The organism is Comamonadaceae bacterium M7527, from assembly GCA_021044545.1.
Lineage (GTDB): Bacteria > Pseudomonadota > Gammaproteobacteria > Burkholderiales > Burkholderiaceae_C > RS62.
In genome coordinates this window covers 596,255-622,447 of the sequence record CP087990.1, presented here as the reverse complement: position 1 = coordinate 622,447, position 26,193 = coordinate 596,255, and the positions used below count along the sequence as shown (strand labels likewise).

General features: G+C 57.1%; 23 protein-coding genes and 3 pseudogenes. 13 read left to right on the top strand and 13 right to left on the bottom strand.

The features are described 5' to 3' along the window. Window positions 1-34: 34 nt before the first annotated feature. From LN050_02970 to LN050_02930, 9 genes and pseudogenes are all read right to left on the bottom strand, one after another. Window positions 35-916 carry a 3',5'-cyclic nucleotide phosphodiesterase gene (locus LN050_02970; GenBank protein UFS56825.1) on the bottom strand — a complete coding sequence of 294 codons (882 nt, stop codon included), beginning with the start codon at window positions 914-916 and terminating at the stop codon, window positions 35-37. Window positions 917-1,012: 96 nt separating this feature from the next. Next, on the bottom strand, window positions 1,013-2,197 hold the full coding sequence (locus tag LN050_02965; protein UFS56824.1) for a response regulator: 1,185 nt from the start codon (window positions 2,195-2,197) through the stop codon (window positions 1,013-1,015). A 5-nt stretch (window positions 2,198-2,202) separates the two neighbouring features. After that, window positions 2,203-3,300 carry a chemotaxis response regulator protein-glutamate methylesterase gene (locus LN050_02960; protein UFS56823.1) on the bottom strand — a complete coding sequence of 366 codons (1,098 nt, stop codon included), beginning with the start codon at window positions 3,298-3,300 and terminating at the stop codon, window positions 2,203-2,205. Window positions 3,301-3,318: 18 nt separating this feature from the next. After that, window positions 3,319-3,951 carry a hypothetical protein gene (locus LN050_02955; GenBank protein UFS56822.1) on the bottom strand — a complete coding sequence of 211 codons (633 nt, stop codon included), beginning with the start codon at window positions 3,949-3,951 and terminating at the stop codon, window positions 3,319-3,321. Continuing rightward, a complete protein-coding gene (locus LN050_02950; protein ID UFS56821.1) occupies window positions 3,893-4,114 on the bottom strand; it encodes a hypothetical protein in 222 nt (73 codons plus the stop codon). Before LN050_02950 ends, LN050_02955 begins: the two co-directional genes overlap by 59 nt. Next, window positions 4,107-4,355 (bottom strand): hypothetical protein, encoded by a 249-nt coding sequence (locus tag LN050_02945; protein UFS57417.1) that lies wholly within the window; start codon window positions 4,353-4,355, stop codon window positions 4,107-4,109. Before LN050_02945 ends, LN050_02950 begins: the two co-directional genes overlap by 8 nt. A gap of 54 nt (window positions 4,356-4,409) precedes the next feature. Beyond that, window positions 4,410-4,744: pseudogene (locus LN050_02940) on the bottom strand (methyl-accepting chemotaxis protein). A gap of 816 nt (window positions 4,745-5,560) precedes the next feature. Then, on the bottom strand, window positions 5,561-6,070 hold the full coding sequence (locus tag LN050_02935) for a chemotaxis protein CheW (GenBank protein ID UFS56820.1): 510 nt from the start codon (window positions 6,068-6,070) through the stop codon (window positions 5,561-5,563). Window positions 6,071-6,077: 7 nt separating this feature from the next. Continuing rightward, window positions 6,078-8,183: a chemotaxis protein CheA gene (locus LN050_02930; protein UFS56819.1), complete on the bottom strand. Its 2,106-nt coding sequence runs from the start codon at window positions 8,181-8,183 to the stop codon at window positions 6,078-6,080. A 288-nt stretch (window positions 8,184-8,471) separates the two neighbouring features. Here LN050_02930 and LN050_02925 point away from each other — a divergent pair, with 288 nt between their 5' ends. From LN050_02925 to LN050_02895, 7 genes and pseudogenes are all read left to right on the top strand, one after another. Continuing rightward, window positions 8,472-9,014: a hypothetical protein gene (locus LN050_02925; protein ID UFS56818.1), complete on the top strand. Its 543-nt coding sequence runs from the start codon at window positions 8,472-8,474 to the stop codon at window positions 9,012-9,014. Continuing rightward, window positions 8,978-9,289, top strand: coding sequence for a hypothetical protein (locus tag LN050_02920; protein ID UFS56817.1), 312 nt, complete (start codon window positions 8,978-8,980; stop codon window positions 9,287-9,289). Before LN050_02925 ends, LN050_02920 begins: the two co-directional genes overlap by 37 nt. A gap of 42 nt (window positions 9,290-9,331) precedes the next feature. Beyond that, window positions 9,332-9,844 (top strand): hypothetical protein, encoded by a 513-nt coding sequence (locus LN050_02915; GenBank protein ID UFS56816.1) that lies wholly within the window; start codon window positions 9,332-9,334, stop codon window positions 9,842-9,844. Between the two features lie 54 nt (window positions 9,845-9,898). Continuing rightward, on the top strand, window positions 9,899-10,384 hold the full coding sequence (locus LN050_02910) for a hypothetical protein (GenBank protein UFS56815.1): 486 nt from the start codon (window positions 9,899-9,901) through the stop codon (window positions 10,382-10,384). Beyond that, complete coding sequence (locus LN050_02905) at window positions 10,381-10,752, top strand: cyclic nucleotide-binding domain-containing protein (protein UFS56814.1); 372 nt, start codon at window positions 10,381-10,383, stop codon at window positions 10,750-10,752. The genes LN050_02910 and LN050_02905 overlap by 4 nt, the downstream gene beginning before the upstream one ends. A 141-nt stretch (window positions 10,753-10,893) precedes the next feature. Continuing rightward, a pseudogene (gene purL / locus LN050_02900) lies at window positions 10,894-14,948 on the top strand (phosphoribosylformylglycinamidine synthase). Between the two features lie 44 nt (window positions 14,949-14,992). After that, window positions 14,993-15,769 (top strand): alpha/beta hydrolase, encoded by a 777-nt coding sequence (locus tag LN050_02895; GenBank protein UFS56813.1) that lies wholly within the window; start codon window positions 14,993-14,995, stop codon window positions 15,767-15,769. On the opposite strand, the gene LN050_02890 is transcribed toward LN050_02895, so the two are convergent. From LN050_02890 to LN050_02875, 4 genes are all read right to left on the bottom strand, one after another. Then, window positions 15,770-16,573: a peptidylprolyl isomerase gene (locus LN050_02890; GenBank protein UFS56812.1), complete on the bottom strand. Its 804-nt coding sequence runs from the start codon at window positions 16,571-16,573 to the stop codon at window positions 15,770-15,772. Window positions 16,574-16,626: 53 nt separating this feature from the next. Further along, a complete protein-coding gene (locus LN050_02885) occupies window positions 16,627-16,908 on the bottom strand; it encodes a BolA family transcriptional regulator (protein UFS56811.1) in 282 nt (93 codons plus the stop codon). Continuing rightward, window positions 16,905-17,459 (bottom strand): septation protein A, encoded by a 555-nt coding sequence (locus LN050_02880; GenBank protein ID UFS56810.1) that lies wholly within the window; start codon window positions 17,457-17,459, stop codon window positions 16,905-16,907. The genes LN050_02885 and LN050_02880 overlap by 4 nt, the downstream gene beginning before the upstream one ends. 107 nt (window positions 17,460-17,566) lie before the next feature. After that, window positions 17,567-19,111, bottom strand: coding sequence for a YdiU family protein (locus LN050_02875; GenBank protein UFS56809.1), 1,545 nt, complete (start codon window positions 19,109-19,111; stop codon window positions 17,567-17,569). A gap of 222 nt (window positions 19,112-19,333) precedes the next feature. On the opposite strand from LN050_02875, the gene LN050_02870 reads away from it, so the two are divergent. The 6 genes and pseudogenes from LN050_02870 (at window position 19,334) to LN050_02845 (ending at window position 26,164) form a co-directional block, all read left to right on the top strand. Continuing rightward, window positions 19,334-20,953, top strand: coding sequence for a fatty-acid--CoA ligase (locus LN050_02870; GenBank protein ID UFS56808.1), 1,620 nt, complete (start codon window positions 19,334-19,336; stop codon window positions 20,951-20,953). A gap of 123 nt (window positions 20,954-21,076) precedes the next feature. Then, on the top strand, window positions 21,077-22,306 hold the full coding sequence (locus tag LN050_02865) for a branched-chain amino acid ABC transporter substrate-binding protein (GenBank protein ID UFS56807.1): 1,230 nt from the start codon (window positions 21,077-21,079) through the stop codon (window positions 22,304-22,306). 119 nt (window positions 22,307-22,425) lie between these two features. Beyond that, window positions 22,426-23,373, top strand: coding sequence for a branched-chain amino acid ABC transporter permease (locus LN050_02860; GenBank protein UFS56806.1), 948 nt, complete (start codon window positions 22,426-22,428; stop codon window positions 23,371-23,373). Window positions 23,374-23,378: 5 nt separating this feature from the next. Next, window positions 23,379-24,707, top strand: coding sequence for a branched-chain amino acid ABC transporter permease (locus LN050_02855; protein ID UFS56805.1), 1,329 nt, complete (start codon window positions 23,379-23,381; stop codon window positions 24,705-24,707). Beyond that, a pseudogene (locus LN050_02850) lies at window positions 24,704-25,469 on the top strand (ABC transporter ATP-binding protein). Before LN050_02855 ends, LN050_02850 begins: the two are co-directional and overlap by 4 nt. Next, the gene (locus LN050_02845) at window positions 25,466-26,164 is read left to right on the top strand and encodes an ABC transporter ATP-binding protein (protein UFS56804.1); all 699 of its coding nucleotides are present in this window, start codon (window positions 25,466-25,468) and stop codon (window positions 26,162-26,164) included. The pseudogene LN050_02850 and the gene LN050_02845 overlap by 4 nt, the downstream one beginning before the upstream one ends. Window positions 26,165-26,193 lie beyond the last annotated feature (29 nt).

Genomic DNA, 26,193 nt, shown 5'->3' with positions numbered 1-26,193 from the left:
TGCAGCCAGCGCTGTGCAAATGGCTTGTGGCTGTCTAGACGGCGCCCAAAGCCTCAAGTTGGGCTTGGCGAATGCCGGGCAGGCCCAGGCGTTTGGACGACTCACTGGAAAACAGGGCCAGTTGTTTCAAGAAGAAAATACGCCCGCCAGGGGTGCGCAGGCCTTGCGCGTCTGTGGGGTAGCGCTGGTCCCACTCTGTGGCCAGATCTTCGGTGAGGTCTGCGCCAATGTCGGGCAAGCTGCTGGCGACAATGTCGGCCTCGTTGGTGAGTACACAGCACAACACCAGGTCGTCCAAGCCATGCTTGTCCAGCAGAAAGGCGTGGTTGTTGATAGCGTCTATGGGGTCTGTCAGCTCAATGATGCTGGCCACGCGTGCGCACCAGTGGGCGCCAAGGCCACTTTTCTTCAATATGGCTTTGACGTACCTGGCTGACAGCAGCTCAGCCTGGCGCAAGCTGACATTGCGCCGTCCGTCGTGCAACACGTCGTGGCCAAGTGCGGCGGCCACCAAGGTCAGCTCCTGGCAGGCTTCTGTGGTGGACATGGTGTTGCTGGCGCGTCTGGCCAGCAGCAAGGCAGCCATGCTGGCCACCACTTGCCCCATGTGCTTGCGGTTGTGATAGGCCGGCTCAGTGTTGGCTTGCTGCATGGCGTGGCCCACGCGCTCAACATCGTGCGCCAGCACGTCTATGGCCTTCATGAATTGGCGCAGCACACCGCGCTGTTGGGCTGTCCACGCGGGCGTGTACCCCATGGTGCGCAGGCATCCGCTCACGACTGTGGGCAAACCCGCCCAATCGCCGCTGTTCCAGGAGGCTTGCAGTTCGCGTAGGGCTTGCCACAGTTGGGGCATTGACAGGGTGTAGGGCTTGGCCATGGCTGCGCCTTGAAGTTCTTGAGTGTTGAAGTCCACAGGTTAAAGCGTGCGCTGACTTACGGGACTGACTGTATCACCGCCATGATGAGGGTCATACGCGAGTTTGGTGCACACGCCAGCCTTTGTGCCGCGTCATGCGACCAAGTAGCTGGGCATGAGGCCAATGCCCTTGCATTCAACACCGCCAGTGGCCTCAAAGGCAAAGTCATGCTGGGCCAATGCAAAGGTTGTGTTGGACACTTGTATGCGTCCGGCTTGCCCGGTGGACTCCATGCGGCTGGCCGTGTTGACGGTGTCGCCCCAAATGTCGTAAGCAAACTTGCGCTTGCCAATAACACCTGCGACCACAGAGCCAGTGTGCATGCCAATGCGCATTTGAAGGCTGGAGCCGATTTGCTGGTTGACCTCATTCAAGGCCTTGACCATGCCTAAGCCCATGCGGATACAGGCCTGGGCGTGGTCTGCTCTGGCAGTCGGCAAGCCGCCTACCAGCATGTAGGCGTCGCCAATGGTTTTGATTTTTTCCAGTTTCAGCTCATGGGCGAGGTCGTCAAAGGCGCTGAACACCTTGTTGAGAAGGTGTACCAACTCCGATGCGCTGACCGTGCGAGAAAAAGAGGTGAAGCCCACCAGGTCAGAAAACAGCACGGTGACTTGCGGGTGCGCTTGCGCAATGTCGCTGGCACCCGCCTTGAGCTCCTGTGCAATGGGGGCGGGCAGGATGTTGAGCAGCAGGTAGTCAGACTTGTCCTTTTCAAGCGCCATCTGCTCTTTGTCCTTGCGCAACTCTTCCAGGCGCTCCAGCTCCAGGTCGCGCAACAGCTTCTTCTCAATGCCAGAGGAAACGCGGGCCTTTAGCAAGGTTTTGTTGAACGGCTTGGGAAGAAAGTCTTCAGCGCCCAACTCAATACACTGCACGGCCTTTTCTTCGTCTTGCGCGCCTGAGATCACAATGACCGGTACAGGTGAGGGCACAGCACCGGTCTTGAGCGTGGTCAGCACGTCTATGCCAGAGATGCCGGGCATTTCTATGTCCAGCAAGACCAGGTCCACATCGTGTTGTTCGAGCAAGCTGAGGGCGCTTTGGCCATCTTCGGCTTGGGTAATGCGGTTGTAGCCCAAGTCATTCAGCTCGCGCACCAAGGCCGCGCGCATCATGCGGCTGTCGTCTACCACCAGGATATGGGCCGAGCTTGATTGATCACTGGCTGTTTGTGCCGGTATCTGATCGGGACTTGCAACGCCATGCAGCCAAAAGCTGTCGAAGTCTATGGTGTTGATGTGAACACCTGGCGTGATGATTGTGTTGTCTGCCATAAGCCTTAGCCTGGGCGCCTGTTCAGCGATGCGGCAATGCTGTGCGCTACGTTGGGTAAAGGCACTTTGGCATTCACTGCATTGAGTAAACCCGCTGCGCGTGGCATGCCGAACACAATGCAAGTGCTCTCGTCTTCTGCAATCGTGTCGCCGCCCGCGTTCAGTACATCCAGCATGCCCTGCGCGCCGTCGCTGCCCATACCTGTTAGCAGCACGGCGGTGGTGTTGGCCCCCGCCGCACGCGAGGCCGACTTGAACAACACGTCCACGGCGGGGCGGAAAAAGTGTACGGGAGGCGTTTGCGTGAGGCGTATTTGATAGCCCTTTGGCGTGTTGCTCACCAGTGCGTGATGACCGCCAGGTGCGACCAGGCAAAGGCCTGCCCGCAGCACATCGCCCTCAACAGCCTCGCGCACCTCAACTTTTGACAAGGTGTTGAGTCGTTGGGCCAACACGGTTGAGAAATGTGCCGGTATGTGCTGCACGATGACCGTAGGCGGGCAATCGGCGGGCAACGCTGGAATGATGGTGCGCAAGGCCTCAATACCACCCGTGGACGAGCCTATCACCACCAAGCGTTGGTCATTGGTGCGTGGCGCTATGTGCAGGGCCTTTTGTGTGACTGGTGCATGCACAGCGTCAGGCCGCGCATGTGCGCCAGCAGCACTGGTTCGCGCGGCAATGCGCTTGCGCCCAACGCCCGCCTGGTAGACCGCCTTGACGCGCGACGCCAACTGTGCGCCCAGCGCGCCAATGGACATGCTGCCGTCTGGCTTGCTCAAAACCTCTGTTGCACCGGCCTCTATGCACTCCATGGCCATTTCAGAGCCAGCCTCTGTCAGCGAGCTGATGACCAATACTGGCATGGGGTGGTGTTTTGCCAGGACTTTCAGAAAGGTGAGGCCGTCCATACGCGGCATCTCGATGTCTAGCGTGAGCACGTCTGGTTTGAGCGTTAGTATTTTTTCGCGCGCAATAAAGGGGTCGTGGGCAACGCCTACCACCTCAATGTCTGCGTCAAGCGCCAGTGCGTCTGAAATGGCACGCCTGACCAACGCCGAGTCGTCAACGATTAAGACTTTTATTTTAGATGTTGAACTCATAGCGGGTCTTGCATAGGCTTACTGTTTTTTGTACACGCCACCGCCCAGGGCAGCTACCTTGTGATGTTGGCTGTTAACGTGCTCTGAGTGTCCAACAAATAAGTGTCCCCCCGGTAGCAGTGTGGCCAGTAAATGGTCTATCACGCGGCGCTGTGTGGGCGTGTCAAAGTAAATCAATACGTTGCGGCAAAACACCACATCAAACGGCGCAGCCCGTGCCAGGTCGGCTGTGGGTGCGTCTAACAGGTTGTGCTGGTAAAAAGACACGGTCCGTTTCAAATCAGCCTTTATGCGGCATTGGCCTGTTTGTACATGCGGGTCTGTTTGAAAGTAGCTGGCCAACATGTTTTTGTTGGGCAGGTTTGTGTCGTTTAGGGTGTACAAGCCCTTTTGCGCCGTTTCCAACACCTTGTTGCTCACGTCAGAGGCGTGCAGTTTGAAGGTGCGGCTGGGCTGGGCATGCGCCCACTCCTGCAACACCATACTCAAGGTGTAAGCCTCTTCACCACTGGAGCAGGCCGCACACCAAACATTGGCATGCCTGGTCGTTTTGTCCAACACCTTGGTGAGTGCAGGGTAATGTGACGCTTCTCTAAAGAATTGTGTGTGGTGTGTGAGCAAACACTCTACACGCTTGGAACTCTTGTTCATTGGACAGTGCATAAGCACTGTAGGCGTCTATGTCAGGCAGCTGTAGCGCGGCCAAACGTTTACGCAAGCGCGTTTGCGCAAACATGCGCTTGCTTTCGTCCATGCGTACACCCATGCGTTGCTGGATGTTGACGCACAGCTTGGCAAAGCCGTCGTCAGGCATGTTTCGCAGGTTTCTTAACCAGGCGAATGGTGTTGTTGACCAGGCTTGCCGTGTTCACGGCCTGCTCGCGCATGTCCTGCGCAGTTTTCAGCAGGCTCTTTGAGCTGGCGGCGGTGGCTTGGGTTACAACGTCCATCTGTGTCACTGCGGTTGTAATCTGTGCAATGCCTGTTGATTGCTCTTGCGCGGCGACTGCTATCTCGTCGGCCAAGCCGTCTGCAATACGCGTGTTGTCGACCACGGTGGCCAATACCTGGCTGAGCTCGTCACAGCTGACGGTGCCACGCCGGCTGTTGTCTATGGCGGCCTCGATTTTTGAGCCGTTTCGCGCGCCGCTGCTGCGCTGCGCTGCGCCAAGGATCGCACCTCGTCCGCCACCACCGCAAAACCTGCGCCTGCCTCGCCAGCCCTGGCGGCCTCGACTGCGGCGTTGAGCGCCAGCAAGTTGGTCTGAAAGGCTATTTCATCAATACCCCTCACAATCTTGGCCACTTCAGCACTTGAGGTCTCGATAGCGTGCATGGCAGCGCTCATCTTGATCATGGTTTGAGCGCCCAAGTCTGCCGATTTGCGGCTTTCCTTGGTGTAGGTGGACGCTTTTAACGCGTTGACCGATGTGGACTGGGTCATGTTGGAGAGCTCTTCAAGAGAGGCCATGATCTCCTCTACGGCAGCCGCTTGCTCGCTGGCACCTTCGGCCAAGTCTTTGCTCATGGTGGAGATGTCTCTGGCCACTTGAGAGGTGGCTTCTGCACCGTTTTGCAGCTCGTAGCCCACACGCAGCAGGTGACGCGAGGTTTTGCGACCAACAGTAGTCGTGAGGACACCACCAACCAACAGAAACACCAAGACTGTGATCAACAAGTTTCTGCCAACCAACTCCAATGCATTGGTTAGGTTCTCTGTCTCGCTAAGGGCGCCAGCCTGCGCGATATTCAACATGACCTGGGTAGCCCGCATGGCTTCCTTGCGCTGCTCGTTGTAAGCCTTGGTCACACCAGCCATCGCATCTGCGCTGGGCATCACGGAATTGGCAACGCGCCAGTAGGTGTCTGTGGCCGCATTCAGCAAGTTGAGCTGTATGGCTATGTTGTCAATGGCCTGTCTGGCCTCAGCGCTGAGGTTGAAGGATTTGAGCTGCTGCGTGCGGTCCAGGTTTTGGGTAACGAGCATGGTGTGCGTTTGCTGCAAGGCCTTGCGTTGGGCTGTGCTGGCTTGGCTGTATGCCTCCACGTCCAGCCAATCCAGCGCCAACGACTCGAACATATCACCTAGCAACACACTTTTAGGTACGTGCAACGACGCAACGCTGTGCAGTGTCTTATGGGCACTGTTCAAGGTCATATACCCGCCAATACTGCCCAAAAGCACCAATGTGAAGGTGATGTTGGCCAGCATGCGCAGGCGTCCACTGAGCGTCCATTTACTAAAGTTTGTCAGCATGTCTTATCCGTTTTTGTCTGTTGATGCGGCTGGGTCTTGACTTGTTGCCTGGGTAAGGGCGGTAATGGCTTGCAAAAACAGTTGCATATCCATGATGGTTCGGATCTTGCCGCCAACATGCGTCATTCCCAGCACGTAGTCCGAATCGCTGCTGGCGTTGATGGACAAACGCTCTTGTATGTCGTCTGGCTTGATGGACATGACCTCGTCAACGCTGTCGACAATGATGCCTATACAGTCGGCGGCCTTGTTGCCACCATCAACCTGGCACACCACGATGCAGTTGCGTTCTGTGTCTGCAGGCACAGCAATACCCAAACGCACGTGCATGTCCACCACTGTGACAATGCGCCCGCGCAAGTTGATCACGCCTTTGACGTAGGCAGGCATTGGGGGCACTGGCGTTACTGGCATGAGCCTCACGATTTCCAGCACCTGAAGCACCGGGGTACCAAAGTGTTCATCGCCCAGGCTAAAGGCAAGGTATTTGTGCGTGGCTGCAATGTTGTTCATACGGCGTTCAACTTAAAAGTGCTTCAGACTGCCAGTCCAGTTTGTGCTGGTGTGCATGGGCGCTGCTCGCTGGCCTCTTGGTGACTTGCTCTGACAACGCGTCGATGTTCAAAATGCAAGAGACCAAACCGTCACCCATGACGGCGGCACCTGAGAACAAATGCTGGTGCTGAAAGCTGCTGCCCAGTGACTTGATGACCAATTCTTGCTTGTCCAGCAGCTGGTCTACCAGTATGGCAATACGCTGGCGACCGGTCTGTACCACGACCACAATACCCTGTGTCGGGTCAGTCCTGACGTGGGGGGCGTCCAGCAACTTGCCGAGCCGCACTATGGGAATGAGCTGGTCGCGTATGCGTACCACTTCGCCTTGCGTTGAGGTCAGGCCCAGCATGTCGGCTTGGGGGCGCAAACACTCTATGACCGACAGGGCAGGCACGATATAGCGCTGCTGGCCTACCACCACCAACAAGCCGTCAATAATGGCCAGCGTCAAGGGCAGGGTGATGGTCATTTGCGTGCCTTGACCAAGTTCGGAGCTGATATCCACTTTGCCGCGCAAAGCCGCAATGCTCTGGCGTACAACATCCATGCCCACCCCGCGCCCAGATACGTTGGTCACGTTGGTCGCTGTAGAAAAACCGGCCGCAAAGATGAGGTTGAACAAGTCGGCATCGGCCAGCTCCTGGTCTGGGGTGATCAGGCCGTTTGCCAACGCTTTGTTGCGTATGCGCTCACGCGACAAGCCCCGTCCGTCGTCGGTGATTTGCACCCAAAATGCGCCCCCGCGCTGAAACGCTGCCAGTTCGATGCGCCCGCGTGCGTCTTTGCCACTGGCCTGGCGCTCATCTGGCGGCTCTATGCCGTGGTCTACGGCGTTGCGAACCATGTGCGCCAACGGGTCGGCCAGGGCGTCCACAATCGAGCGGTCCAGCTCGGTGTATTCACCCTTGAGCACCAAGTCAATTTGCTTGCCTTGGGCTGCGCTCAAGTCCCTGACGACTCGCGTCATTTTCTTGAAGGTGTTGGCCACCGGTACCATGCGCACCGCCATGGTCGTGCGCTGTAAATCCTTTGTGATGCGCGACAGCTGGCGTACAGACCTGTTCCACGCGTCGTCGGCCACCTTGGCGGCAAGTGGGTGTTGTGTGACCATGGATTGAGCAATCATCAGCTCGCCCACCAGGTCAATGAGTTCGTCCAACTTGCGTGCACCCACTTTGATGCTGACGTCTGCGGCCGCAGTGCCGCCAGATTGGCTGGGTTTGTCCACCGTCACGACGGGCTCGGCGCTGGGCGCGTCGTGATCTGGCTGGGTGACTTGTGCCGCGGCTGTCACAACCACGTTGTCCCCACGCAGCACGCGTGCCACGTTGTCCAATACCGCGTGAGCGTCGAATGCAATAAAAGATTGTTGTTCGCCACTGTCCAAAGCCTGCAGAATGTCGCGTACCGCCTGATCCACGCCGTCGGAAGCCTGCAACACCAGGCTGACCACATTGGAGTCAACGGTTAGCAAGCCTTTGCGCGCCTTGTCCAGTATGGATTCAAGTTGGTGTGCCAAGTGCTGTATGGGCAGCAACTTAAGCATGCCAGCACCGCCCTTGAAGGTGTGAAACGCTCTGAAAATGGCGTTCAATACGTCATGGTCGTCTGGCGTACTTTCAAGCGTTAGCAGGCCTTGTTCAATGTCTGCCAGCAACTCGTTGGCCTCGTTGCAAAACTCGCGCAGCAAGTCGCCATCACGCGCGACATGCAGTTCAATACGGGTGTTGTCTTGTTCGGCCACTTCTGTGTCAGCCGCCTGCGCCACCTCGGCCACAACTGGCTCTATGCCTTGGGCACACAGCAGCTCTGTTTGGCTGTACCACTGACACACAGAATCCATGGCCGCGCTGGGGTCAGATTGGGCCGTTGTGCTCCAGGTCGGCAATTGCACCAGTGCCAGCTCTAGCGCCTGCGCCACTGCCGGGGGCAGTTGGGGCGTCGCCGCCAATGCGCGCAAATTGGCCTCAATCTCGTTGATGTCTTGAGCGTTGGTCAAGTCCCAAAACGCGAGGTCAACGCCGAATTGGTTGAGGCTTTGCAGCAGTGTGGGGTTGGCGGTTGTCACGGTGTTTTGTGTACACAGGCGAAAAGTAATGAGCTGGCGACTTGTTGATTAAACGCGGATAGCGCGTATTGGCAGTATCGGCTGCTGGCTCAACATCTTGAACCACGGGCCAGCAAGCCGCGATATGTTGACTGGTGTAATGCATTAGTTGTCCATAGCCACTGACAGGCCATGTACATGTTGATGCTGATCCAGCGGTGTACAGGTGATCCCCTAAAATGAAGCGGCCGCCACGAGCCATAGTCTGCCCGTGTGGGCGCTACAAGGGATACAACTGCAGATGCGATCATGACGGCCTCTAACGACACATTGGTGCTGACCACCTCGGCCTGGGGCACGCGTGCCAGCGTACTGGCAACAGACTTCAAGCGCGTCAACGCCGATTACAAGCTTGACCTGGTGGAGTCGCCTCTTTTTCAGCTGGAGATGGCTAACGACGCCATATTGCGCCGCGTATTGCGTGAGTTGGCCGATTGGGACGCCGTGAAGGACAAAACACCACTCACGGTGGCGTTTGAGACCCAGGATGCGCCCGATGCGCTGGAGTTTTTTGACCCCTTGTGCTTGGCGCTCAAGCTGAGAGAAGACCGCGTCAAATTCGCCGCCCTTGACTTGGAGACTGCGTCAGCCATCTCCGAAGTTTGCTACATCAAGGATATTTCAAAGTTTCACTACAAGACGGTTGCCAGGCCCAAACTGGCCGGCGACATGGACGAGCTGGTGTCGAGGTTGGTGAAACAAGAGGTGGAAAAGAGCTGTTTTTGGTGCTGGAAGCGTCTGGCTCAGCGGGCACCTTGGCCAAAAAGCTCATTGCCAACGGCCTGCGCGTGATTCGCTTGGGCTACTACCTGGCCAAACCCAAGCCAATGGTGTCGCTGACAGGCATCAATCCCAAAAAGCTGTGGATGTTGGCCATGGATATAGATATGGTCAAGCCGGCTGTTTTGGGCCTCATTCGGCAAAACATTCACCCAGCAACGGTCAAGTGGATTGGTAACAGGCCCTCTGTGGGGGCTCTGATAAAGCACGAGGTGCCGGGTGCGACTTGGGTTAACGTGCCTGAGCTCAAGGCCAGCACTGTGATGCAGTACATCGTTAATTATTAGTGATTTGTTGTTGTGGTGCGACCACAACGCGAGGAGGTGGTTGTGGGGTTGTTTGATATTTTCAGAAAAAAGGAAGGGCCTAAAGCCCAGGCCAAGAAAGCCTATGAGAATGCCGTGCGCTTGTCTGGCGACTCCAAAGCCGTGCGCGCGGTCAAGGTGCGCGTTGCAGTGCGCGCCTCACACGTTCTTGACGAGATATTTGACGATGGCATGCGCAGCTTGTTGAACTTCGACGAGACAGTCATGATTGCCGTAGCTGGCGGCGAGGACCCACCAAATTTTCCCAAAGCCACGCCAGAGACTTGTTACAAAAAAATTCGAACCCCTGAGGGTTTGGTGCTGGGTTACGTTCCGTTCAAGTACGCTGAGGCATTCTTTTCGCTGGGGGTGCAGTACCAGAACAAGCGTGTTTCTGGCAAAGAGGCCTTTGAAATGGCGCAAAGCCTGGCAGACCGCATGTCCTCAGAGCTCAAGCTGACGGCCTATGCTGTTCAGCCCATAGAGCCCTTGAGCTGGTTGCGCAATGAGTCACAGCCAGGCAGTCGCGCTCGCTGAGGCCATACCAGCCGCAGCATCGCAGGGTTGATCGTTCATTTAGGGGTATTCGTTTTGACAGAACCTGTCTTTTCAATTGATACGAACCGATTCAGTTCTATCTCCTTCAGCGATAGCGGGCGCCAGCACACGCCTGAGTACTACGACAACTTGCACCTGAGCAGTGATGAGCGATTGCTGTTTCAGATCATGGCCAACCCCAACCTGACAACCGGTCTGTTCGATACGGGTAAGGTTTTAATGGGCAAGGACGAGTTGGTCGCTACCGCGCACGTCATCGTGTCTGGAGAGGTTGATATCGTGCACCCCGACGGCAACTTTGTGGTGGGCCCGGGCGCGGTTGTTGGCTTGTCAGAGGGCTTGCTGGGCGTGAAGGCACGCTGCCACGCAACGGCCAGAAGCCTTGTCAACACCCGCATGATTCCCATGGAGGGCGCGCTGCGCAGTGTGGCCAAGACCAATACGGGCTTGAAAGGCATTTTCCGGTGCACCATTGCGCGCATCATGCACATTGATTTATTTCCGGCGGCACTCAAATGAGCGATGTCAAGTTTCCCCAAGGCCATTACACCGACGGGCAAGTCATGTTTAACAAAGGCGATAACGCCGAGCGGTTTTACATGATTCAAGCTGGCGTAGTACTTATGGTGGATCCTGACTCGGCCACCGTCATTGCTGAGCTCAAAACCGGAAACTCATTTGGTGAGCAGGCCATACTGTCTGGCGGTGTGCGCAGTGCATCCGCGATTGCAAAGGGCGATGTCACCTGCATTGAGATCACGGCTGAAGTCCTCAAGCTCATGTTGGCCCAAGAGTCAGGGCTGGTCACGCCAACCTTCCAGGCCTTGTTGCTGCAGCTGTACATGCGCAACGCCATGGCGGGCAAAAACGCCATGTTCCGTTTGTAAATAACAAAGCATTGCAATAACGGCGCCCAAGCTTGAAGCGGCACGCCCTTGCCGTTTGTATACGCGCCTGAGCGTGCGCGGCCTTAAAATAACGGCTTCTGCTACCAGCCGCGCTGCGCGGCACCATTTCTAGGCCAAACAGTGACAACGCCATTGCGCTACTTTCAGGGCTCCAATGCCTTGAGCCACTTCTTGCAGCGCCGGCTGCTTGCCCAACTCCAGACCATACAGCCAGACGTACAGGATCTGCAGGCCGCACACCAGTTTGTGGCCAGCGGCGCGCCAGACAGCGCGGTGGACAAGCTGCAAGCCTTGCTGCTGCCCGCAAACGGTGCTGTATACGAGTTGCCCCAAGCCAGACACAGCCTGGACCTGTGGATTAGTCCGCGTTTGGGTACCTTGTCTGCATGGGCTTCAAAAGCCACCGACATTGCGCGCAATTGTGGCCTGGATGTGCAACGCCTAGAGCGGCTAACCCACATGCGCCTGAGCTTTAAGCGCGCGCCTGCGCTAAGCGCCGAGCAAACGGCCGCGCTGCTTGCACCGCTGTTTGACCGCATGACACAAACCGTGCTCACGCAGCAAGACCAGGCAAGCCAACTGTTTGCCGCCAAAATTAGCGCGCCCACTGTTGTGGTGGATGTGTTGGGTCAAGGTGCACCAGCGTTACAGCGGGCCAACGCCGAGTTTGGTTGGGCCTTGTCTGGCGCGGAAATCGACTACCTGGAACAAGCCTTCAGGGGTTTGGGCCGCAACCCCACAGATGTAGAGCTGATGATGTTCGCCCAGGCCAATAGCGAACACTGTCGCCACAAGATATTCAATTCCCAATTCATCATTGACGGCCAAGCGCAAGACCTGAGCTTGTTTGCCATGATACGCAACACCCACAAGCTGCGCCCGCAACACACGGTGGTGGCCTACTCGGACAACGCCGCCGTGATGACTGGCCACCGGGTTAGCGCGTTTGTGCCAGCCCAGCCCACACAGGCCAGTAGCTACCAACACACGCAGGCCGTGCGCCATGTGTTGATGAAGGTGGAAACCCACAACCACCCAACCGCTATAAGCCCTTTTGAAGGTGCGGCTACAGGCGTGGGCGGTGAAATTCGCGATGAAGGCGCAACCGGGCGCGGCTCCGCCCCCAAGGCCGGATTAACAGGTTTTACGGTTTCAGGCTGCGCTGGCCAGCTGGCACAGCTGCGTCATCGCCCATGGGGTTGGCCGACTTGCCCGCGCCACCTGCGCACATGGCCAGCGCACTGGACATCATGCTGCAAGGCCCCTTGGGCGGTGCGGCGTTTAACAACGAGTTTGGTCGCCCCAACTTGTCGGGCTACTTCCGAAGCTACGAACAGCTGGTAGTGAGCGAGCAAGACCAAGTGTTGCGCGGCTATCACAAGCCCATCATGATTGCGGGTGGCTTGGGTGTCATTGACGAGGCCCTGACCCACAAGGTTGAGTTTCCAGCAGGCACTTTGCTGGTGCAGCTGGGTGGGCCTGGCATGCGCATTGGCATGGGTGGCGGTGCGGCCAGCTCCATGGCCAGTGGTGCCAACAACGCCGAGCTTGACTTTGACTCTGTACAGCGCGGCAACCCCGAAATAGAGCGCCGTGCGCAAGAGGTGATCAATCATTGCTGGCGCATGGGCGCTGCCAACCCCATATTGGCGATTCACGACGTGGGTGCAGGTGGCTTGTCCAACGCATTTCCAGAGCTCACCAACGATGCAGGGCGGGGTGCGTTTTTTGACTTGTCTGCAATTCCGCTGGAAGAAAGCGGTATGGCAGCCAAAGAGGTGTGGTGTAACGAAAGTCAAGAGCGCTACGTATTGGCCATTGCTCCAGCGTCCTGGGACACCCTGCAAACCATGGCGCAGCGCGAACGCTGCCCTGTTGCCGTGGTGGGTGTTGCCACCGAACAGCGACAGTTGGTGGTGGCCGACGAGCGGCTGCCGCAAGACGCCAGCGTTGCCACGCAAGCGCCGAGTCAGCGCGCTGTTGACATGCCCATGGACGTGTTGCTGGGCCGCATGCCGCCGCTGACGCGAGATGTGCACAGCCTGCAGCGCAGCTTTGCCGATATATCGCTGGATGACGTGACACTTGAGCAAGCCGTTATTGCCGTGCTGGGTGCGCCCACTGTGGCGTCCAAGCGCTTTCTCATCACCATTGGCGACCGCTCCGTGGGAGGTCTGACGCACCGGGATCAAATGGTAGGCCCATGGCAGGTGCCTGTGGCCGATTGCGCAGTGACTTTGGCAGACTTCAAAGGCTTTGCTGGTGAAGTGATGGCCATGGGTGAGCGCAGTCCTATTGCATCTATCAACGCACCAGCCAGCGCACGCATGGCAGTGGCCGAGGCCGTGCTGAACGCCTTGAGCGCGCCCATTGAGCTGGACACCATCAAGCTGTCAGCCAACTGGATGGCCGCTTGCGGTGAGCCCTACGAAGATGCAGCGCTGTACCAAACCGTTCAAGCCGTTGGCATGGCCTTGTGTCCCAGCCTAAAGGTGTCCATACCAGTGGGCAAAGACAGCTTGTCTATGCGCACGCAGTGGACAGATGCACAAGGCCTTGCGCACAAGTCGGTATCGCCGGTTAGCCTCATCGTGAGTGCCTTTGCAACAGTTGGCGATATACGCCCCACGCTCACACCGCAGCTCAATCGCGACGCAGCAGATACCAGCCTGATACTGGTGGACCTGGGCCACGGCCAGATGCGCATGGGCGCCAGCATGCTGGCCCAGGTGCTCAACCAAAGCGCAGGTGCTGCGCCGGACCTGGACAACGCCCAAGACTTGGTGGCCTTGGTCAATGCTGTGAACGAGCTGCGAGCCAAAGGTCTGCTAATGGCCTACCACGATCGCAGCGACGGTGGTCTGCTGGCCTGTGTATGCGAAATGGCGTTTGCGGGCAATGTAGGTGTGTCGCTCAACATAGACATGCTGCTGGTGGAAGGCGACGGTATCAGCAACAGCCTGATGGACGTGGGTGACAGTAAAAACTGGGCTCAACAAGTGGGTGCACGCCGTGCTGAGCGCACGCTCAAGGCGCTGTTCAATGAAGAGCTGGGCGTGGTGTTGCAGGTTGATACGGCGCAACGCGACGCCGTGTTTGCCATACTGCGCGCGCACGGCTTGTCTGCGGTCAGCCATGTGGTGGGCAAAACTCGTCCTGACAGTGCGACCATGGACATTGGCAAAGGTCGCGTGCAAGTGTGGCGCGATACCAGCAATATCTTTGATGCGGCTCTAACAGACTTACACGCCGTGTGGGACAGCGTGAGTTGGCAAATGTGCAAGTTGCGTGATAACCCGCAAGGTGCGGACGCTGAGCACGCCAGCGTGGGCCAAGCGTCTGACCCTGGCTTGCACGTGCACTTGCCTCAGGGCTACAGCGCAAAGGCGCAAGCACCAAGTGTGTCAACGACAAGGCCCAAGGTGGCCGTGCTCAGAGAGCAGGGCGTCAACTCGCACGTTGAGATGGCCTACAGCGTGGACTTGGGCGGCTTTGACGCGGTGGATGTGCACATGAGTGATCTGCAAAGTGGTCGCGCAAACTTGCGCGACTTCCAGGGCTTGGTGGCGTGTGGTGGCTTTAGCTACGGCGACACCCTGGGCGCTGGCGTAGGCTGGGCCAGAAGCATTGTGTTTAATGAGGCCTTGGCAGAGCAGTTCAAAGCATTTTTTGCGCGTGACAACAGTTTTGGCTTGGGTGTTTGCAACGGCTGTCAAATGTTTGCCGAGCTGGCGCCTTTGATACCTGGCGCACAGGCCTGGCCACGTTTCACCACCAACCACAGCCAGCGCTTTGAGGCGCGTTTGAGCATGGTTGAGGTGTTGGCGTCTCCCAGCGTGTTTTTAAGCAGCCTGCAAGGTGCGCGCTTACCGATTGCCGTGGCGCACGGCGAGGGCTTTGCCAACTTCGAGTCGCGCGGCAACGCCTCTGATGTTGTTGCTGCGATGCGCTTTGTAGACAACACTGGCTTGCCCACTGAGCAATACCCCGCCAACCCCAATGGCAGCGCAGGCGGCCTGACAGCAGTCACCACCTCTGATGGCCGGTTCACCGCCATGATGCCGCACCCAGAGCGCGTCTTTAGAAACGCTCAAATGAGTTGGACCAGCGGGGATATCAACGCCTTAAGCCCTTGGGCCGACCTGTGGCGCAATGCGCGTGAATGGTTGGGCTGATTCAGGCGAGCACACAACAAGGGCTTTGTTAACCATTGAACACCATGACACACAAAACGTCTGCCTCAACTGTTTTCCTGCTGGTGCATGGGTCTTGGCACGGCGCGTGGTGCTGGCAGCGTGTGCAGCCATTGCTTCAGGCAGCTGGCGTGCAAAGTCATGCTGTGACCTTAACGGGTGTGGGTGAGCGTGCGCATGCGCTGGCAGCCAATATCCGTTTGGCAACCCATGTGGCCGATGTGGTGCAAACCGTGGTGGCCAGCGAGTGGCAACGCGTGGTGCTGGTGGGGCACAGCTACGGCGGCTTGGTGATTACGCAGGCGGCCCACGAGTTGCAGCAATACCTGCCCGGCGTGTTGCAGCGTATGGTGTACGTGGATGCTCACGTGCCGCGCAGTGGCGAGAGTTGGGCCAGCTTGCAGGCACCAGAAGCACAAGCTCAGCGCGCCAAAGAGGCACATACCCTGGGTGGTGGCGTGTTTTTGCCAGCGCCTGATGCCAGCGTGTTTGGCCTTGTAGGTGAAGACCGTGATTGGGTTAACCGCAGGCAAACACCGCAGCCCTTTGGCGTGTACTTTGACAAGCTGGACATAGACGATGAGGCCATGTCAAGCGTGCCCAAAACCTACATAGATTGCACCAAGCCAGCGCTGCCTGCTGTGCAGCGAAGCCGTGAGCGCGTGCATGCAGCCATTGCCGCGCAAGCAACAAAAAGCGCCACCGACTTCGACAAGTCGTGGCGCTACTTTGAGCTGGCTTGCGGTCACGACCCCATGGTCGATCAGCCGCAAGCGCTCAGTGCGTTGCTACTGCGCAGCTGATTACTGGATGGTGGCCTTGGCGCGCAAACCGTCTTGAAACGCGTTCAAGCGGGTGGTTTTTAGTTGCTCCACAACCTGGTCGCGTACTTGCTCAAGTGGGGGTAAGGCCATTTGGCGTGAGTCGCTAAGACGAATGATGTGAAAGCCAAACTGGGTTTGTACCGGCTTTGCTGTGGTCTCGCCTGGCTTCAAGGCCACCATGGCCGCGCCAAACTCTGGCACAAAACCACCTGCATTGGCCCAGCCCAAATCACCGCCTTGTGCACCTGAGCCTGGGTCTTTGGACAATTGCTTGGCCAGAGTGGCAAAGTCTGCACCACCGTTTAGTTTGGCCAGTACATCATTGGCCTCGGCCTCTGTGGCAACCAAAATGTGGCTTGCACGAAATTCCTTGGCCATGTCGCTGTCGGCCACGCGCTTGTACTCAGCGGCAATCTGCTCTTCTGTAATGGGGTTGCTGGCTTCAAAGTCGGCCAGCAAGGCACGCACCAGTATGCTCTCACGCGCCAGGCTCATCTGGTCTTGATAAGCCTGCGTGGTGTTGAGGCCGCGTGCTGTGGCGGCTTGCACCAATACTTCACGGTTGATGACTTCGTCGCGAATTTGTGCGCGTACATCATCGGTAACAGGCTGGCCGGCAGCTGCCATTTGACGTTCCATGATGGCAACACGCGCGCTGGGCACTGGTTTGCCATTGACGATGGCCAGGTTTTGCGCCCAAGCGCTGGACAGGCTTGCAACGCTGAGCAAACCAGCGGCAACGAGTGCACGTGCAACGGGACGAGACAACACAAATTGGGTCATAAATAATCAGAAGAAGTTGGGGTTGTTGAAAGGGTATGGCGTGGCACACACCGTTACTGTGGCGCTGCAACCTCAATGGCAAGCGCATGCAAACCAGCGTCAATAAACGGTTGCAGGGCATCATACACAACGCGGTGCTGAGCCACACGGGACTTGCCCACAAAAGCCGCACAGTGCATGCGCACCCTAAAATGCGTGCCCCAGCCCAAGCCATTTGACCCCGCATGTCCAGCGTGCGCAGCACTTTCGTCAATGACTTCCAGGGGCGCTGGGCTGAGTAAGTCGCGCAGGCGGGCTTCTATGGCTTGCGCGGTAATGGGTGTTGAGTCGCTCATGCGTGTTCGTCCTTTGGGGGTGGTGCGTCATCACGCAAGTATTTGGCGATGTAAAAGCCTTGGCCCACTATAAAAACAATAGGGAATATGTAGCCCCACAGCTTGAAGTCCACCCACTGATCCAGGGTGAAGTAAATGGCTACAAACGCATTGAGTGCGCCCATGGCTGCAAAATAAACAGCCCAAACAAGCGCCAAGTTGTGCCAGACCCTGGTTGGTAACTGCAGCTGCGCACCAAGCATCAGGTGCAACAAGTTGCGTTTGAACACCAGCAACGCAATGCTCAAAATGGCGGCCAACGTACCATACAAAACCGTTGGCTTCCACTGAATAAAACGCTGATCGTGCAACACCAGCGTGAGCGCGCCAAAGACCAAAATCAAGCCCAGTGTGGCTTTTTGTACGGTGGCCAGCTTGCCGTCCAACTTGTACAACAAGCCGGTTTGCACCACCGTGGCGACCATAAGCGCGGCCGTAGCCGTGTAAATGTCACCCATTTTGTAGGCCACTACAAATATGGCGATGGGGAAAAAATCTAAAAGTAAGCGCATTGGTGCATTATCTACTGGTGTTGATGCTGGAAAAGCGGAACGGGTGGTGGGCGTTGCCGGGGCGGTTACTGGCGCGGTTGGTAGCGCGGTGGTTGGGGTCTTTTCATTCAAGAAGAGCAGCTTAACGACAAATCAGCCGCCCAGGCTGGTGGCAGGCGCGCCCACTCGTTGTGGGCAGGGTGCTCATCAAAGGGAGCGTCCAGAACGGCTTTGAGATCGTTCATCACTTGCCAGTTCCCTTGCATGGCGGCCTCTATCGCCAGCTGGGCTAAATGGTTGCGCAATACGTATTTGGGGTTTGTCGCGCGCATGCGCTGGCCCCAGCTTGCCTGCTGGTCTGGGTGCATGTGGCTTAGTCTGGCGACATAGCCACGCCACCATTGCGCCAAGGCTTGGCCATCTTTGAACAGGTCAGACAGCTCACGCGGTGGCTCAGCGTTGAGCGCTGGCGCCTGTGCGTACTGCACTGGGCTCAGGTTGCGCCAAGCCAGTGTGTGGTCAACGCTTTGGCTGGCCAGCAGGCTCATCCAGTCGTTAATGAGGTCTGGGTCCGTGTCCTGGCGCTGGTCTAGCCCAAGCTTGGCGCTCAGCAGCTGCGTGTAGTGGGCTGCAAACTCGTCTGGGTAGGGCTTTAGTGCCGCTTGCAGGTGTTCGGTAGCGGCGTTGGTGCTGCTCATGAGCGGCACCAGGGCTTGGGCCAGGGCGTGCAAGTTCCAGAAGCCAATTTGCGGCTGTTGATTAAACGCGTAGCGACCAGCCTGGTCCGAATGGTTGCAAATGTGCGTTGGTTGGTAGGCGTCTAAAAACTGGAAGGGGCCATAGTCCAGTGTGAGGCCCAGCAGGCTCATGTTGTCGGTGTTCATCACGCCATGGCAAAAACCAACCGACTGCCACTGCGCCATGAGTTTGGCGGTACGGCCGGACACCTCGCGCAGCAAAGCGGCTACGTGCTCGTCGCCAGTGAGCTCGCCTAACGCTGGAAAATAGCGCGTGACAAGAGCCTCAAACAACACACGCAGCGCAGCGTGCTGCCCATGATGAGCAAAGTGCTCCAAGTGGCCAAAGCGCAAAAAACTGGGCGCTGCACGCGTGACCACCGCTGTGGTTTCAATGCTCTCTCGCCTGACCTGCGTACTTGATGCCACCATGGCCAGCGCGCGCGTAGTGGGTATGCCCAAGCCGTGCATGGCCTCGCTGCAGACATACTCTCTGATGCTGCTGCGCAGCACCGCTCTGCCATCACCTCGGCGTGAGAAGGGCGTAGGACCAGCGCCTTTGAGTTGCAACTCCATGCTGCCTTGCGCGGTGTCTACTTGCCCCAGCATCAAGGCGCGACCATCGCCCAATTGGCCTGCCCACACGCCAAATTGGTGGCCGCTGTAGACGCTTGCCGATGTGCTGTTTGCCGCGTTGGGCCACCTGGCATTGCCGCTCAGTACGTTGGCCCACAAGGCTTGGTCCTTGGGTGGCTCATAGCCCCAGGCCGCAAGAAGCGGGGCATTGCTGGCGGCCAGCGTAGGCTGGGCCAAGGGTGTGGCAGGGCAGTCCACCGTAAAACGCATTGCGTCATCACCTGCATCGCCGGCGTAGTCAGCACGGTTTAGAGTGCTTAAAAAGTCTGCCTGTGTGGGCGAGCTGAGTAGTTGAGCCATGGCGCTATTGTGCGGTGCCAACCAAATGCCCCAGGCGGCGTGTGCCAAATGGGCTTTCGAGGTCATGGTCTTGTTGGTCTTTTGTTCGTAGGCGTGCTTAGCGGGTGTAGGGGTGTCTGGCGTGTGACAGGCTTTGGCGTTTTCGCCTATTTACAGGCCTTGTGTGGCTTAGCATGATCAGCGTTTGTTGGATATTCACATTTACGCTTTAGGAGATGCGGCATGTTAGGTTTGATGCAGTCACAGGGTTTGTTGATTCACATGTTGCTAGAGCACGCGCAGCGTCATCATGCCAGCACCGAAATCGTTTCGCGCCGCGTAGAGGGTGACATTCACCGGACCAGCTGGGGTGAGGTTGCACAGCGTGCGCAACAAATTGCACATGCGCTGGATGCGGACGGCATTCCAGCGGGTGCGCGCGTGGCCACACTGGCCTGGAACGGCTACCGCCATTTAGAGCTGTACTTCGGCGTCAGCGGCAGCCAACGCGTGTTGCACACACTAAACCCGCGTCTGGTCCCGGCGCAGTTGGCTTGGATCATCAATCACGCTGAAGATACGGTGGTGTGTTTTGACACCACATTTGCCCCGTTGATCAAGGCCGTGCAGGCTCAGTGCCCCACGGTAAAGCACTGGATCGCGCTGAGCGACGAGACCACTGCGAGCGCCATAGAGGGCATACCCCAATTACGCGCCTACGAAGCCTGGATTGCCGGCCACTCCAAACACTATGCTTGGCAGCAATTTGATGAAAACACGGCCTCCAGCATGTGTTACACCAGCGGTACCACTGGCAACCCCAAAGCTGCGCTGTACAGCCACCGATCCACCTTGCTGCACGCGTTTGCAGCGGCGCTGCCTGATGCCTTGGGTATCAGCGCAAATGACGCCATCTTGCCGGTTGTTCCCATGTTTCACGTGAACGCGTGGGGTATTCCGTACTCTGCTGCGGCTACCGGCACCAAGCTGGTGTTTCCGGGCCCAGCCATGGACGGTGAGTCTGTGTACAAGCTGGTGGAGGCCGAACAGGTCACCATGGCCGCCGGTGTGCCCACAGTGTGGCAAATGATGCTGGGCTACATGCAGCAGCACAAGCTCAAGTTTTCAAGTTTGCAGCGCACCGTCATTGGCGGCTCTGCGTGCCCGCCTGCCATGTTTGACACCTTTGAAACCGACTATGGCGTGCAAGTGCTGCATGCCTGGGGCATGACGGAAATGTCGCCCCTGGGCACCGTGGGTGTGCTGAAGAAAGACGCTGGTGACAAGGCGGCCAACCGTGCGACTTTGCTCAAACAAGGTCGCGCTGTGTTTGGCGTGGACATGAAAATTGTGAATGAGCAAGGCCAAGAGCAACCATGGGACGGCAAGAGCTACGGTGATTTGTTGGTGAAAGGTCCATGGGTGATTGACAACTACTACAAGTCCGACAAGCCAGCGCCGTTGGTTGATGGCTGGTTTCCAACGGGCGACGTGGCCACCATTGACGCTCAGGGCTTTATGCAAATCACAGACCGGTCCAAAGACGTGATCAAGTCCGGTGGCGAGTGGATCAGCTCTATCGACGTGGAAAACATTGCCATGTCGCACCCAGGCGTTGCCATGGCTGCTTGTATTGGCATGGCTCACCCCAAGTGGGACGAACGCCCCATTGTGGTGGTGGTGAAAAAGCCAGACGCCTCGGTGAGCAAAGAGGATGTGTTGGCCCACTTTGAAGGCCAGATAGCCAAGTGGCAGATACCCGACGATGTGGTGTTTGTCGACGCCATACCCTTGGGTGCCACGGGCAAGATGCAAAAGATGGCATTGCGTGAGCAGTTGGCAGACTACCAATTACCGCAGTAGCGCAGACAATTGGGTTAACCAGAGGTAGTCACACATGTGATAGCTTGGGGGCACCGGTGCTTGCAAGCTGCAACTTGGTTCGGTTGATTTAACTTGTTTGAAAAAACGTTTAGGAGACAACGCATGCGCTTTGGAATCAAAACCCTCACCGCCTCTTTGGCTATCGCTGGTATGTGCAGCGCTTTTGCGCAATCGGGCGAGACCGTCAAAATCGCCTTTATTGACCCCTTGTCCGGCCCGTTTGCCAACGTAGGGCAAAACCAACTGCAAAGCTGGCGTTTTATTGCCGAGAAGAAAAGCGGTGCAAACAATGCTGCCGGCGTGAATTTCGAGATGGTGGCCTTTGACAACAAGGGCTCACCACAAGAATCCTTAACCGCGTTGAAGGCCGCCATTGACCAAGGCATCCAGTACGTGGCCCAGGGCAACGGTTCAGGTGCGGCAGCGGCCATCTCTCAAGCCGTGGCCAAGCACAACTCGCGCAACCCCGGTAAGGAGGTTGTCTTTTTGAACTATGCCGCAGTCGACCCCTCACTCACCAATGAGGCTTGCAACTACTGGCACTTCCGCCTGGACGCCGATACCAGCATGAAAATGCAAGCGCTGACCTCGTTTATGGCTGACGAGAAGGCCATCACCAAGGTCTACGTGATTGGTCAAAACTACTCGCACGGCAAACAGGTTTCAGAGTATTTCAAAAAAGGCATTTCGCGGAAACGCCCAGATATTGAAATCGTAGGCGACGAGTTACACCCCATTGCTCAAGTCAAGGACTTCGCGCCCTACGTGGCCAAGATCAAGCAGTCTGGCGCCAACGCGATTGTTACGGGCAACTGGGGCACCGACCTGACCTTGCTTGTCAAAGCCCTCAATGACGCAGGTATGACCACACCGTTGTACACCTACTACGCACCGGTGACCGGAACGCCTACAGCGTTGGCCGGTGGATCTGGACAGGTGTATGTGGTGTCTTACGCGCACTCCAATCACACGGGTGAGTTGGGCGAGCTGAGCGCTGAATTTAAAAAGCGATTCAACGACGACTACTACACCTACGCTACTTTTAATGGCGTCACGCTATTGGGTGATGCCATGGCCAAGGTGAAGTCCACCGACCCGGTAAAGGTGGCCAAAGCCATGGAGAACCTCACCATCAAAGGATTCAACGGTGACTCCACCATGCGCGCTGATGACCACCAGCTGCAACAAGGGATGTGGATATCCAAGTGGCAAAAGACAGATGGCAAGTACGCCTACAGTGTTGAGAACACGGGCTACACCTTTGCACCCGTCAAGTACCTGGACTTGCAGACGTCCAGTACCGCCACCACTTGTGACATGAAGCGCCCCTGAAAGCGCGTCAGTCACTCACTTGTGAGGCATAGCAGGCAGCCGTGCTGCCTGCTTTGTTCAACGCTGGGCCAAACCCGCAAGCTTGGCCTGCACCCTAACTATCTGTTTGTGGGTCACACATGGAATTCTTAGTCATCTCATTGCTCAACGGCCTGAGCTATGGCTTGCTGTTGTTCATGCTCAGCTCCGGATTGACGCTGATATTCAGCATGATGGGCGTACTGAACTTTGCCCACGCCAGTTTTTACATGATGGGCGCCTACTTTGCCTACAGCATCTCCGAGGTGGTGGGCTATGTGCCGGCATTGGTGTTAGCGCCTATCGGTGTTGGTATTGCAGGGGCTTTATTTGAGAAATGGGCTTTGCGCCGTGTGCATCACTTGGGCCATGTGCCAGAGTTGCTGGTGACGTTTGGCTTGAGTTACATCATTTTGGAGCTGGTGCAATTGGTGTGGGGCCGCAGTTCAGTGGACTACCGTGTGCCTGAATTTCTAGATGGGCCATTGTTCACGTTGTACGGCACACAATTTCCGCTATACCGCGGCTTCATGATGGGCGTTGCCATTGTGATGCTGTTTGCCATTTGGCAGTTGCTTACCAAAACCCGAATCGGCTTGGTGATTCAGGCCGCGCTTACGCACCCAGACATGGTGCAGTCGCTTGGCCATAACGTGCCGCGCGTGTTCATGGGCGTGTTTGGCGGTGGTGCTGCACTGGCTGGGTTGGCTGGGGTGATTGGTGGCAATGCCTTTGTGACAGAGCCTGGCATGGCGATCACTGTGGGCAGTATTGTGTTTGTTGTTGTTGTGGTGGGGGGTATGGGCTCATTGGCTGGGGCTTTCATCGCGTCCATCCTGATTGGCGTGGTGCAGACATTTGCCGTGGCCATGGACTGGTCTGTGGTGAGCCTGTTTGCAAGCATTGGCCAGCCACTAACACCAGACTCGTTTGGCTACGTGCTGTGGCGATTAAAAATCAGTGAGATCGCGCCCATATTGCCCTACTTGCTACTGGTCTTGATGCTGGTCTTCAGGCCACGCGGCTTGATGGGCACACGCGAAGGATGAACACCATGAAACGCTATGCAATTTGGTGGGCTTTCGCCTTTGTCCTGACGGTGTCGCCCATACTGTTTGACAGCTCCTTGTCACGCACCTTGTTGTCACAAATGGGTATAGGCATCATCGTTTGTCTGAGCTACAACATGCTGCTGGGCCAGGGCGGCATGCTCAGCTTTGGGCATGCGGTCTACTCTGGCATGGGTGGTTTTTTAGCCATTCACACGTTGAACCTGGTCAGCGACGGTCAATGGTGGCTGCCAGTGAGCGCCATTCCAATTGCTGGCGGCATAGGCGCTGCTTTGGTGGCCGTGGTGCTGGGGTGGGTGACCACCAAAAAAGCAGCCACGCCATTCGCCATGATTACGCTGGGTGTGGGTGAGCTGGTGTGGGCTATGTCGCTGATGTTTCCAGAGTTTTTTGGCGGTGAGGGCGGCATCAGCGGTGACCGCGTCACCGGCGCCACGCCTTTTGGCATCACCTACGGCCCGCAAGTCCAGCTGTACTACCTGATTGCGGCGTACACCTTTGTGTGTACGGCACTGATGTATGCGTTTACGTGCACACCACTGGGGCGCATGCTCAACGCCACCCGCGACAACCCTGAGCGTGTTGAGTTTGTCGGGTTTAACACCCAAATGGTTCGCTACATCACCTTTGTGTTTGCAGGTTTTTTTGCAGGTATCGCAGGTGGCCTGTCGGCGCTCAATTTTGAAATTGTCACGGCCGAAGTGGTCGGCTTGCAGCGCTCTGGTGCCTATTTGCTGTTTACCTTCTTGGGCGGCGCCACCGTGTTTTTTGGCCCCATATTAGGTGCCATTTTGATGGTGTTGGCCTTGGTCTTGTTCTCCGAGTTCACCAACGCGTGGTTGTTGTATTTGGGTCTTATCTTTGTATTCATGGTGATGTACGCACCGGGTGGCTTTGCTGGCATTTTGTTGCACAACGTGCGTGTGTGGAAAGAAGGCTTTATGGGGGCCTTGTTCAAGCCTTATGCCGTGCTGGCGGGGGCATCAGTGCCGGGCTTTGTGGGCGTGACCGTGCTGGTTGAAATGCTGTACCACCGCCAACTCAACGCTGGCATTGACCCTGTGCTGCAGATGTACGGCATGTCTTGGGATACCGCCGTGGTTATGCCATGGGTGCAAGCCAGTTTGCTGGCGTTGGTGGGCGCTGCTTTGTTCGAGTGGGCCAGACGCAAATTTGCGCGCAGCTGGTCTGACGTACAAGCGGCCATAGAGCAGCGCCAGCGTCAGCGCATGGCGCAGCTGGAGGCCTTGCACAGCAAGCGCGCCAGTGGCCCTGGTCCAGCTGCTGCGACAGCTTTAGAAGGTAGCGTATGAGTACGCCGGCATTGCAACTGCGCGGTGTGCGCAAAAATTTTGGTGCCACCGAAATTATTCGAGGCATTGACCTGAGTGTTGAAGTGGGTGAGCGTGTGGCCGTTATTGGCCCCAACGGGGCAGGTAAGTCCACCCTGTTCAACCTGATCAGCGGGCGCTTTGGCGTAAGCGCCGGTGACATTGCGCTACATGGGCAATCTATATTGGGCTTGCGCCCCTTTGATCAACCGACTTGGTTTGTCGCGCAGCTTCCAAATCACCAATATTTTTCCCAAGCTGAGCGTGTTTGAAAACCTGCGCTGCAGCGTGTTGTGGTCATTGGGCTACCGCTACAACTTTTGGCGCGCCCTGTCTGGCCTGACAGATGCCAACCAGCGCACAGACCAGTTGCTTGACATGCTGGGCTTGCAGGCCAGGCGGGACGTGTTGGCCATGAACCTGACCTACGCTGAGCAGCGTTCGCTGGAGGTGGGCATCACCATTGGTGGCGGCGCTGACGTGATTTTGCTGGACGAGCCCACCGCTGGCATGAGCGTGGACGAGACCACCAGTTTTATTCACATGATCCGCAAGGTAACCGAAGGTAAAACCCTGCTCACCGTTGAGCACGATATGGGCGTGGTGTTTGAGTTGGCTGACCGTATTGCGGTGGTGGTGTACGGGGAGGTGATTGCCTTTGACACACCAGCCATGGTCAAAAACAACCCACGGGTGCAAGAGGCCTATCTGGGCGCAGTGCTTGAGGCGCAAGACAACGCATGAACATCTCGAACCTAAACGCTTTTTACGATAAAAGCCATATCTTGCATGGTGTCGACCTGAGCATTGGCCAAGGCGAAATTGTTGCCTTGCTTGGGCGTAACGGCTCAGGGCGATCCACATTGGCCAAAGCCATCATGGGTTTGGTGCATGCCACGGGTGAGGTGCACTGGGGCGGTACCAACATGCTGGGCGCACCACCGTTCAAAATGGCCCAAGCTGGCGTGGCCTATGTGCCGGAGTCGCGCGATATTTTTCCCAAGCTCACGGTGGCTCAAAATTTATTACTGGGCCAACAGCGTAAAAACACCAACCCACGTTGGTCATTTGACGATATGTACGCGTTGTTTCCACGCTTGCGAGAGCGCGCCAACACCGAAGCAGGCGTTTTGTCTGGCGGTGAGCAGCAAATGCTTACGCTGTGCCGCAGCCTCATGGGAGACCCTGACCTCATCATCATCGACGAGCCCACTGAAGGCCTGGCGCCCATGGTGGTTGAGCAAGTAGCGGGCTACTTAAAAATGCTCAAAAGTAAAGGCGTCAGTGTGTTGTTGATCGAGCAAAAACTCACCATTGCCATGGACATATCGGACCGTGTGGCGGTGATGGGACATGGCCGCATTGCGTTTGAGGGCACGCCCGCCGAGCTCAAACAGCGCAGCGACATACGCCAGGAATGGCTCGAGGTCAGCGGCTAGCTTTAGTGCCTGGTCAGCCACTATCATCA